This is a genomic window from Candidatus Merdisoma sp. JLR.KK006, assembly GCF_036941035.1.
In the GTDB taxonomy this organism is placed as follows: domain Bacteria; phylum Bacillota; class Clostridia; order Lachnospirales; family Lachnospiraceae; genus Laedolimicola.
Window position 1 is genome coordinate 1 of the sequence record NZ_JAYMNS010000034.1, and the last position, 11,201, is coordinate 11,201.

9 protein-coding genes are annotated in these 11,201 nt (G+C 48.7%); all 9 read left to right on the top strand.

What is annotated here, in order from left to right; all coding sequences use genetic code 11:
• Nucleotides 1-174 precede the first annotated feature (174 nt).
• The 9 genes from VSQ61_RS19220 (at nt 175) to acsE (ending at nt 10,850) form a co-directional block, all read left to right on the top strand.
• Nucleotides 175-555, top strand: a complete 381-nt coding sequence (locus VSQ61_RS19220; RefSeq protein WP_334346008.1) for a DUF8180 domain-containing protein — start codon at nt 175-177, stop codon at nt 553-555.
• Nucleotides 556-1,013: 458 nt separating this feature from the next.
• A complete protein-coding gene (locus tag VSQ61_RS19225; protein ID WP_334346009.1) occupies nt 1,014-1,205 on the top strand; it encodes a CooT family nickel-binding protein in 192 nt (63 codons plus the stop codon).
• A 244-nt stretch (nt 1,206-1,449) separates the two neighbouring features.
• Nucleotides 1,450-2,223 (top strand): ATP-binding protein, encoded by a 774-nt coding sequence (locus VSQ61_RS19230; RefSeq protein WP_334346010.1) that lies wholly within the window; start codon nt 1,450-1,452, stop codon nt 2,221-2,223.
• A 156-nt stretch (nt 2,224-2,379) separates the two neighbouring features.
• Nucleotides 2,380-4,272, top strand: coding sequence for an anaerobic carbon-monoxide dehydrogenase catalytic subunit (cooS, locus tag VSQ61_RS19235; RefSeq protein WP_334346011.1), 1,893 nt, complete (start codon nt 2,380-2,382; stop codon nt 4,270-4,272).
• A 154-nt stretch (nt 4,273-4,426) separates the two neighbouring features.
• Entirely contained in the window at nt 4,427-5,188 is a 762-nt protein-coding gene (locus VSQ61_RS19240) for an ATP-binding protein (RefSeq protein WP_334346012.1), read from the top strand.
• A 125-nt stretch (nt 5,189-5,313) separates the two neighbouring features.
• The gene (gene acsB, locus VSQ61_RS19245; RefSeq protein ID WP_334346013.1) at nt 5,314-7,452 is read left to right on the top strand and encodes an acetyl-CoA decarbonylase/synthase complex subunit alpha/beta; all 2,139 of its coding nucleotides are present in this window, start codon (nt 5,314-5,316) and stop codon (nt 7,450-7,452) included.
• A gap of 90 nt (nt 7,453-7,542) precedes the next feature.
• Nucleotides 7,543-8,484, top strand: a complete 942-nt coding sequence (acsD, locus tag VSQ61_RS19250) for an acetyl-CoA decarbonylase/synthase complex subunit delta (RefSeq protein ID WP_334346014.1) — start codon at nt 7,543-7,545, stop codon at nt 8,482-8,484.
• Nucleotides 8,485-8,508: 24 nt separating this feature from the next.
• Complete coding sequence (gene acsC, locus VSQ61_RS19255) at nt 8,509-9,861, top strand: acetyl-CoA decarbonylase/synthase complex subunit gamma (RefSeq protein WP_334346015.1); 1,353 nt, start codon at nt 8,509-8,511, stop codon at nt 9,859-9,861.
• Nucleotides 9,862-10,061: 200 nt separating this feature from the next.
• Nucleotides 10,062-10,850: a carbon monoxide dehydrogenase/acetyl-CoA synthase methytransferase subunit gene (acsE, locus tag VSQ61_RS19260; protein ID WP_334346016.1), complete on the top strand. Its 789-nt coding sequence runs from the start codon at nt 10,062-10,064 to the stop codon at nt 10,848-10,850.
• Nucleotides 10,851-11,201: the final 351 nt, after the last annotated feature.

The following is an 11,201-nucleotide window of genomic DNA, read 5'->3' on the forward strand; positions in this document are numbered from 1 at the left end:
ACCCTAAGTTTGTGATGAATTTAACACAATATAGTGAATATTACGGAACTTGAAACAGTAACATTCAGTTTATGCACAAATCGATTTACAGACGCATGCACTTGCGGATGGAAATTGATTTAGATAAGGGTGCATGAACTGAATATTACGGAACTTTAAATAGGAGGAGCAATAATGCATATCGTAGACGGCGATCATGGACATACGCATGGTCATACACATGAACATACCCATAAGGACGGCTGCACCCATACCCATGCACACGAGCATGCCCACGGTCATGAGGAGGAGCATGATCACACTCATAGCCATGAAAACTGTGAGGGTTGCGGAGGATGCGGCGGGGAGCGTCCGGCCAATGAGCAGGAAGCAATTTTAGCATATATGTTGGATCACAACAAGCATCATGCGGCAGAACTGGCAGAGATTGCGAAGCAGTTCCGCAAGGACGGAAAGGAAGAGGCGGCGTCACAGATTGAAAAGGCAGTTGAGAATTTTGAGAAAGGCAATCTGTATCTGAGCGTGGCTCTTTCCAGTGTGAAAGCTCCGCAATAGAACATTTTATTTCTCTGCAGCATTGCAGAGCTGTTGGATTCCGTTTACGGGGATGTGGCGTAAAGGGTGAATAAGTCAAGTACTTTTTATACGCAGCCTGTAAATTGGGATTTGGAAAGGAAATCAATCTGTGTTGAGGTACAATTTAAGTGTAAAGATAGTACGCATTTTTTCGGCTGTGTTGATGTTGTTTGCTTTCATGTTTGGATTTACATGGAGTAAGCAAGGTTTCTGCTTTGGAGATAATATCCTGACAGGTTTGGGATTATCTCCATGGTCAAATGGAACACACGGAACCCATTACACAGCAATTTTTGCACTGGTTTTGTTCCTGATTGCATTTTTCTTGTTTATCAGTTCAACAAGTAAAAGTGGATCACAGCCAAGCTGAAAATTGACTTACGGTTTGTAAAACTGTTAAGCAGATAAAGCTGCAAAACCGGAAAGGAGGTGTACTTATGTGTCTGGCAACGGTTTATAAAACCACCAAGGATACGGAAGAAGTTGTATTAAAGAATGTGAGTAAGATTTATGTAGAGGGAAGCCAGGTTCGCCTGGTGGATATCATGGGAGCCGAGACGATAGTAGAGGGAAGCATTTCTTTTGTGGATCTGACCGGTTCCGTAGTAAAGCTGAACTGTCCGGCCTAAGACCGGTCATATAAATCGGCAATGTCCCGTTCGGTACCCGGATGGATTTACGGACACATATTTTTGCGGCCGGAAATTCATCTCCGATACCTGCGTACTGGATGGGATATTGCGGAACTGGAAAACAGTAATATTCCATACAATGCATAAATCAATTTACAGGCACATGCATCTGTGACTGGAAATTGATTTTATACCCGTGTACTGGATGGAATATTACGGGACTTAAAATAGGAGAAAAAACATGGCACACACAATAGCGGTAGCCGGTAAGGGCGGCGTAGGTAAGACAACCCTGACAGGTCTTTTAATCGAGTACCTGTGCCAGAAAAAGCAGGGCCCCGTACTGGCGGTAGATGCGGATGCAAATTCCAACTTAAATGAAGTGCTTGGCGTAGAGGTGGATGCCACCTTGGGCGAGATTCGTGAGGAAATAGCCCAGGCGGAGATCTCCAGTACCAATCCCATTCCTCTGGGGATGTCCAAGCAGGATTATGCGGAAATGAAGTTCAGTTCCGCACTGGTAGAGGAGGACGACTACGATCTTCTGGTCATGGGCCATACCCAGGGCAAAGGCTGTTACTGCTTTGTAAACGGACTTTTAACTGCCCAGATTTCCAAGTACGCCCAGAATTACAAATACGTAGTCGTGGACAATGAAGCCGGAATGGAGCATATCAGCCGGGGGATTCTTCCTAAGGTTGACACCATCATTCTGGTCAGCGACTGCTCCAGAAGAGGCGTCCAGGCGGTAGGCCGTATCGCCAAGCTGATACCCGAGTGCGGATTAAAGCCGAACACGGTGGGCCTTATCGTAAACCGTGCTCCGGGCGGTGTTCTGAACGACGGAACGAAGGAAGAAATTGAAAAGCAGGGCTTAACACTTCTGGGTGTCGTTCCCCAGGATGAGCAGGTCTTTGAATTTGACTGCGACGGAGTGCCTACCGTCAAGCTGCCGGAGGATTCCCCGGTGCGTAAGGCACTGTATGACATCATCGGCAAATTAGATTTGTCATAGAAGAAATCTAATTCCGGTTTATCGGAACAGAGGAATATCTCCGGAAAAATGAGCAGATATTCCTGCAAATGCGGAACATGATAAGAGCAGGCCCGTTGCCTGACGGCAGAATAAGAGCTTGCAGATTTTTATCATAAATTTTTTAGGAGGTTTATAATGGGAGACTTTAAATTGACAACGGTGGAAGAATTTGAAGCCGCAACAGCCAGACTGTTGGAAACAGGGGCGAAGGTTGGTGCCGATTCCTGGCAGCTTCGTGTGAAGAACCAGACCCCCCACTGTAAGTTCGGTGAGCAGGGTGTCTGCTGCCGAATCTGTTCTATGGGACCCTGCCGTATCACACCCAAGGCACCGAGAGGTATCTGCGGATGCGACGTACACGGCATCGTAGGACGTAACTATCTGAAGTTCACAGCCGGCGGAGCTGCAACCCACTCTGACCACGGCCGTGAGATCTGCCACACCCTGCACTGTACTGCACCGGACGGAAACTACAAGGTAAAAGATCCGGAGAAGCTGATCCGCATTGCCAAGGAGTGGGGCATTGAGACAGAGGGCAAGGATATCTATGATCTGGCTCATGAGGTAGCCGTAGAGGGCCTTATGGAGTATGGAAAGCCCTTTGGACATCAGCGTTTCTTGAAGAGAGCACCTCAGCACACCCAGGAGCTGTGGGAGAGAGAAGAGATTGCTCCTCGTGCCATTGACCGTGAGGTTGCAAGCTCCTTACATATGACCCATATGGGATGTTCCTCCAAGCCGGAAGCATTGATTCGTCAGTCCTTACGTACCGGTCTTTGCGACGGATGGGGCGGCTCCATGATGGGTACGGAGTTCTCAGACGTACTGTTCGGAACACCGAAGCCCATTGACACCGAGGCAAACCTGGGCGTTATGGTGGCAGAGAATGTAAATATCGTGGTTCACGGACATGACCCGTCACTTTCTGAGATGATCTGTGAGTATGCAGATGATCCTGAGATGATCGCATATGCCAAGAGCGTAGGTGCAAAGGGCATCACCATTTCCGGTGTATGCTGTACCTCCAACGAGGTTGCCATGCGTCGGGGAATCCCCATGGCCGGTAACTTCTTGCAGCAGGAAAATGTCGTACTGACAGGTGCCTGCGAGGCCATTGTCGTAGACGTACAGTGTATTTTCCCGGCATTGGGACCCTTAAGCAAGTGCTTCCATACAAAATTCGTAACTACTTCTAAGATTGCACAGATGCCCGATTCCGAGTTTATGCATTTCACAGCGGAGACAGCAGGCGAGAACGCCAAGGCAATCGTAAAGATGGCCATTGACAACTTCAAGAACCGGAAACCCGAATTGGTTTATATTCCGGATATGAAGCAGAAAGCAACGGTTGGCTATTCCGTAGAGGCTATCAAGAAAACTCTGGATACGGTTACCAACTCCTATGTGGATGAGACAGGAACCACCAAGCCCCTCGTAGAGTGCGTGAAGTCCGGTGTTCTCAGAGGTGCCGTTGCTATGGTAGGCTGCAACAACCCGAAGATTCGTCCGGACGTTGCTCATATCGAGCTGATGAAGAAGCTGATTGCAAATGATATTATTATCATTGCTTCCGGATGCTCTGCACAGGCAGCCGCAAAGGCAGGTCTGATGAATAAGGATGCAAAGGATCTCTGCGGTGCAGGCTTAAAGAGAGTTTGCGAGCTGGCAAACATTCCTCCCGTACTGCATATGGGCTCCTGCGTGGATATCAGCCGTATGATGATTCTGGCAGCCGACATTGCCAAGGATTCCGGTTGGAACATTTCCCAGGTTCCCGTTGTGGGTTGTGCTCCCGAGTGGATGTCCGAGAAAGCCGTTTCCATCGGTAACTACGTTGTTGCTACCGGTATTGACACGTTCCTGGGCGTAGATCCCTATGTATGCGGTTCTACGGAGGTAGATAATCTTCTGAAACACGGCATTAAGGATTGGGTAGAGGCTTCCTACACCGTGGAGAAAGATATCGACAAACTGGTTGACGCAATGATTGACCGGATTGAAGAGAAGAGGACGGCTCTTGGAATCTAATGTGAAGAAAAATGCTTGCTTGCAAGGGCATTTTTCGAGCATTAACGACAGATTACGAAACGTAATCTGGAGTGAGTGGAAAACAGTTCAGCTGAACGTTTGAGTTAGTTGAATCTTTAAAACATGGATAAGCAGCAGTTAGGAGTGTAGACGTATGAAGATTGCAATAACCGGTAAGGGCGGCGTGGGAAAGACCACATTTGCGGCAACCCTTGCAAGGCTCTGTGCGGCAGAGGGCAGGACCGTACTGGCGGCGGATGTGGATCCGGATGCAAATCTGGGCCTGGCACTGGGATTTCCGGAGGAGATTCTGGATTCCATTATCCCCATTTCCCGGATGCGGAAGCTCATCGAGGAGCGTACCGGAGCAGGGGCCGACAATACCTTTTACACCTTAAATCCCAAGGTGGATGACATACCGGATACCTACAGCAAAACCTACAATGGTGTCAAACTTCTGACCCTGGGAACCGTGGAAACCGGCGGGGGAGGTTGTGTCTGTCCCGAGCATGTGATGCTGAAACGGATTCTCAATTACTTAAGCCTGCGGAGCAAGGACGTGGTCATCATGGACATGGAGGCCGGCCTGGAACACCTGGGGCGGGGCACCTGCGAGGGTGTGGATCAGTTTGTGGTAGTCATTGAGCCGGGAGCGAGAAGCGTACAGACCTATAAGAACGTGAAGCGTCTGGCGATGGATCTGGGCGTGAAGAGGGTTCGTGTGGTTGCCAACAAGGTCCGGGGACCCGAGGACGAGGATTTTGTCCGTTCCAAGATACCGGCGGAGGATTTACTGGGCTTTATCCATTACAATACGGATGTCATCGACGCAGACCGGCAGGGGAAATCCCCCTACGACATCAGCCGGGAGGCGACGGAGGAGATTCGGAAAATAAAGGAATTATTAGAAAAGTAAAAGACAGCGAAGCCCGGACAGTGCACAGAACAATTTATGGACGGAGGCTATTTCGGTCGGAAATTGTTCTAAATAAGAGTGTACAGGCAGGGCAGAAGCGGAACTTATCATAGGAGGTTAAAACCGTGACATTATTTGACAGAGTATTCAGCGGTTCAGGCGAGATGTATGCCTGGGCCGAGAAATCGGTTGCAGAAGCATTGGAAAAGTATGGTGCCGATGCGGCAGTATCCCTGCCAAGCACCGCATACAGCCTTCCCTGCTACTATGCGGTAACAGGAGAGAAGCTGACCACCTTAGGAGAGGTGAAAGCTGCTCTTGAGGGAAGAATCAAGGAAATGATGACAAGAAAAGAACGTTTACATAATGTGTTCCAGTCCGGTATCGCAACAGCTCTGGCTGCAGAGATCATCGAGACCATGAAATACATGGACGGTGCACAGCCCTACGAAGAGCCATACGTAGGACATTTCACAGACGCCATGATCCGTGAGCTGGGCGTTCCCCTGGTAACAGGTGACATCCCCGGCGTACCGGTTATCATCAATGCAGCTCCCTCCGTAGAGGAAGCCGTAGCACTGGTAAAGAGCTACCAGGCACAGGGTAACTTCGTTACCTGTGTAGGCGGCATCTGCGATCAGCTGATTGAAGCCGGCTACAACACGGGCTTTAATGTACGTGTAACCCTGATGGGCAATGATATCACAACAGCGGCTCATGTAGTTTCTATCGCACTTCGTGCGGCTCTGATCTTCGGCAATATTACACCGGGCGATCTGCCGAATTTGATGAAATATACCTTTGAGCGTGTATTTGCATTTGTCAATGCATTTGCTCCCGTTGACGATCTGACCGTAGGCTGCGGTGCCGGAGCAATCGCATTCGGTTTCCCGGTTATCTCCAATGATATGGAGAGCCTGAAAGGCATGAACGTACCTAAGAGCCTGATTCTTCAGCCAGACACTGAGAAATTCAATCCCACCTCTATTGAGGCAAGAGATGTGAAGATTAAGGTTACGGATATTGATATTCCCGTTGCATTTGCTTCTGCATTCGAGGGCGAGATTATCCGCCGGGGAGATATGCAGGTTGAGTTTGACGGTTCCCGTGTGGACTGCTTCGAACTGGTACAGACCAAGGAGGCTTCCGAGGTTGAGGATCACAAGATCGAGATTATCGGGCCGGATCTGGATGAGTTTGAGGTGGGCAGCAAGCACAGCATCGGTTACATCGTAGAGGTTGCCGGACGGAACATGCAGTCCGACTTTGAGCCGGTATTTGAGCGTAAGTTCCATAGCTACTTAAACTGTATCGAGGGTGTAATGCATACCGGACAGCGTGATATGATCCGTGTGCGTGTAGGCAAGGCCGCATTTGAGGCGGGCTTCCGTGCAAAACACATCGGAGAAGTGCTCTACGCTAAGATTAAGAATGAGTTTGACGCAGTTGTTGACAAATGTCAGGTAAAAGTGATCACGGATCCGGAGAAGTGTACGGAGCTTCGCCACAATCTGGCGATTCCCTCCTTTGACAAGCGTGATGACAGACTTCGCACCCTGACAGACGAGTCCGTAGAGGTATACTACAGCTGTATTCTCTGCCAGGCATTCTCCCCATCCCACGTATGCGTGGTAACTCCGGAGCGTCTGGGCCTGTGCGGTGCTGTTTCATGGCTTGACGCAAAGGCAACCAACGAGCTGGATCCCCAGGGACCCTGCCAGGTTATCACCAAGGAGCGTGTCATCGACGAGCGTACCGGCGAGTACGAGGATGTCAATGAAGCTGTGAAGATGTACTCCCAGGGAGCACTGGAGAACGTATCTCTGTACTCCATTATGGAGAATCCCATGACTTCCTGCGGATGCTTCGAGTGTATCTGCGGTATCGAGCCATTCTCCAACGGCGTTATCATTGCTAACCGTGAGTATGCAGGAATGACTCCTCTTGGAATGACATTCCCGGAACTGGCTTCCATGACGGGCGGCGGAGTGCAGACCCCGGGTTTTATGGGACACGGAAAGCACTTCATCGCTTCTAAGAAGTTTATGAAAGCCGAGGGCGGCATCGAGCGTATCGTATGGATGCCCAAGGAGCTGAAGGATACGGTTGCGGAGCGTCTCAACGAGTCCGCCAAGGAGCTTTACGGCATCGAGAACTTCACCGATATGATCGGTGACGAGACCATCGCGGAAGATCCGGAAACTTTACTGGAGTTCTTAACAGAAAAAGGACATCCGGCACTTGGCATGGACCCGATGATGTAGTATAATATGTGTTAGCATTTAGGTTTTAAGCATAGGGAGGTAAGTCCCTATGCTTAAAGCCGTGTAAAAGATAAAGGAGGTAACTAAGAAATGCCGTTTAATGGAAAATCAGGAAAGTTCAACGCTGCTATCCGTACCGTAGAGCTCGGTATCGGAGATAAGGCAGTAAAGCTTGGCGGAGAGAATGTATTACCTTTCTATACATTTGATGCGCCAATCGAGAATGCACCCAAGATTGGAGTCATGATTACAGATATGGGTCTGGAAAATGAAGTGGCAGGGATCAAGGACTACTACAACGGATGCACAAGCTTTGCAGAGATCGCAAAGAAAGCGGAAGAGATGCCAGGGGCAGATTTTGTTGTACTTCGTTTTGAGGGAGCAGATCCCAACGGCGAGAACAAGTCCGTGGAGGACTGTGTTGCCATTGCAAAGGAAGTAGGAGACGCAATCTCAGTACCCCTTGTTATCGAGGGATGCAAGAACGTGGAGAAAGATGCGGATCTGTTTGCAAAGGTTGCAGAGGCTCTTCAGGGAAAGAACGTACTTATTATGTCTGCAAGGGAAGAGAACTACAAGGGTGTAGCCGCCGCTGCAGGGCTGGCTTACAACCAGAAGGTAGGTGCGGAGTCTGCCGTAGACATCAACCTTGCAAAGCAGCTTAATGTACTTATCGGACAGCTTGGCGTGGACCAGGGCAATGTTGTAATGAACGTAGGTTCCGCAGCAGCAGGCTACGGCTTTGAGTATGTGGTATCCACAATGGATCGTATCAAGGCGGCGGCCCTGTCCCAGAATGACGCACAGCTTCAGATGCCTATCATCACTCCTGTTGCTGAGGAAGCATGGAGCGTGAAGGAGGCAATGGCTTCCGAGGCTGACATGCCGGAGTGGGGGTCCCAGGAAGAGCGTGGCATTGATATGGAAGTAGAAACGGCTGCAGCAGTATTGGCGTCTGGCTCCAATGCGGTAATTTTGAAACATCCCACATCGGTTGCAACGATTTCGAAATTAATCAAAGAACTGGTTTAATCGAGGGAAGGAGGAGAAATTACCATGGCATTAAAAGGCTTAGATATTTTTAAATTAACACCGAAGACGAACTGTAAGGAGTGTGGAAGCCCGACCTGTATGGCATTTGCTATGAAGGTGGCTCAGGGTGCGGTAGACATTACCAAGTGTCCCCACATGTCCGATGACGCATTGGCAACTCTTTCAGAGGCTACGGCACCGCCTATGAAGACCATCAAGGTTGGAACAGGTGAGGCAGAGTATACACTGGGCGGCGAGACCGTACTTTTCCGTCATGAGAAGACCTATGTAAGCAAATCCCGCTATGCGGTTTCCATTTCCTGCTGTGAGGAAAATATGGATGCCAAGCTTGAGGCTGCAAAGGTTGTTGATTATGACCGTATCGGCGAGCGTATGCATGTTGAGATGCTGTATCTGGATTATTGCGGAGACTGCACACCGGATGGCTATGCGGAGTTTGTTAAGAAAGCGGCAGAAAGCGGAAAAACTCTGGTACTTAATTGTACCAATGTTGATGTTGCGAAAGCAGCTCTGGATGTATGTAAGGATGCAAAGCCCATTCTGGATGGCGCTGACGCTTCCAACTATGAGGCTATGAGCAAGCTGGCTGCGGAGGCCGGTGTTGTTCTGGGCGTTCATGGAGCAGATCTCAATGAGCTCTATGATACCGTTGCAGCGATTGAGAAGCTGGGCAACAAGAACCTGGTTCTGAATGTGGGAACGGCTTCTGTTAAGGATGCATTTGCAAATGCAGTTCAGATTCGCCGTGCGGCACTGAAGAATACGGATCGTACCTTTGGTTATCCGTCTATCGTGAATGTAGGCGCATTGGCTCCTGGAGATGCTACTATGCAGGCAGCGCTTGCTTCTTTGTTTACCGTTAAGTATGGTTCCATCATCGTTATGGAGAGCATGAACTATGCACAGGCACTTCCTCTTTACGGTCTGCGTCAGAACGTATTTACTGACCCACAGAAGCCCATGAAGGTTGAGCCGGGCATCTATGCTCTGAATGGCGGAGATGAGAATTCCGTATGTCTGACCACCGTTGACTTTGCTCTGACCTACTTTGTAGTATCCGGCGAGCTGGAGCGTTCCGGTGTTCCCTGTAACCTGATTATCAGTGATGCAGGCGGACTTTCCGTACTGACCGCTTGGGCGGCCGGTAAGCTTTCTTCTACCTCCGTATCCAAGTTCATTATTGAGAACGTGGAGCCCAAGGTGAAGTCCAGAAAGCTGATTATTCCTGGTAAGGTAGCTGTTCTGAAGGGTGACATTGAGGCGAAGCTTCCGGGTTGGGAAGTAATCGTTGCTCCCAACGAGGCAGTTCAGCTTGTGAAGTTCTTAAAGGACATGCAGGCAAACGGCGAGATTTAAGATCATTGTTTAGGACATCGTGGGTGAGGTTTTACATGCGGTGTGGCTGAACGTATATTGAAAGTAACTGTTATAGCCAGGTTTGGAAGGAAGCTTCCGGACTTTAGGGTTATCATCTGAATTTAATGAAAATATAATGGGATTGCGGCTGTTCCGATTTGTCCTGGGATAGCCGGCAATCCGAAAAAAGGAGAAGAACTATGGCAAAATTTATTACCATTGGTGAGAGACTTTCCACCACAGCGCCGGCTGTAAACAAGGCTTTTACAGAGAGAGATCCGGAGCCTATCTTAAAGCGTGCAAAGCAGCAGTTAGATGCAGGCGCTACTTATCTGGATGTGAATATCGGACCGGCTGAGAATGACGGACCGGAGCTGATGAAGTGGGCGGTTGAGCTTCTGCAGAGCAACTTTGACAATGTTCCGCTGGCACTGGATACCTCCAATGTGGCAGCTATCGAGGCTGGTATTTCCGTATACAAGCGTGACAAGGGCAAGCCCATCGTAAACTCTGCGGATGCAGCCGGAAGAATTGAGTACATTGATCTGGCAGCGGCCAATGATGCAATTGTTATTGCTCTTTGCAATGGCGAGGGTATCGCTAAGGATAATGACGAGCGTATGATGTACATGCAGACCATGATGGAGCGTGGTATGGAGCACGGCATGGCTGTAGAAGAGGATATGTGGTTTGACCCGTTATTCCTGGTTATCAAGGGAATGCAGGATAAGCAGATGCAGGTTCTGGAGTTCATTAAGATGATCTCCGACATGGGCATGCAGAGCACCGGCGGTCTGTCCAACAATTCCAATGGTATGCCTAAGCACATCCGTCCGATTATGGATTCTGCTATGGTTGCTATGGCTATGATGAATGGTTTGACATCTGCGATTGTTAACCCCAATGACCTGCGGTTGATGGAGACCATTAAGTCTTGTGATATTATTAAGAATAATAATCTTTATGCGGATTCTTATTTGGAGATCTAATCTGCTACTTGGAATTTGCGGCAGGATTTGAACAAAGCGAAAGAGAGATGCCCCGGAGGATGGGGTGTCTTTCTTTTTATGGATTTTTATGAGACATGAAAATATGAAGCATATTTGTATTAATTTTGTGAATGATAAAACGCAAAATTATTGATAACAAAAAGTTTTGCGTTTATCATAAAACAGAGGTGACAAAATATGCTGATTCGAAGAGAGCAATATTTTAAAAAGTTAATTAGATACAGGGATAAAGATATAGTAAAAGTTATTACAGGAATTAGAAGATGCGGAAAGTCCGTGTTATTAAAGGAAATTTATTATGGGTATCTGCTGGAACAGGGGGGTTCTAAG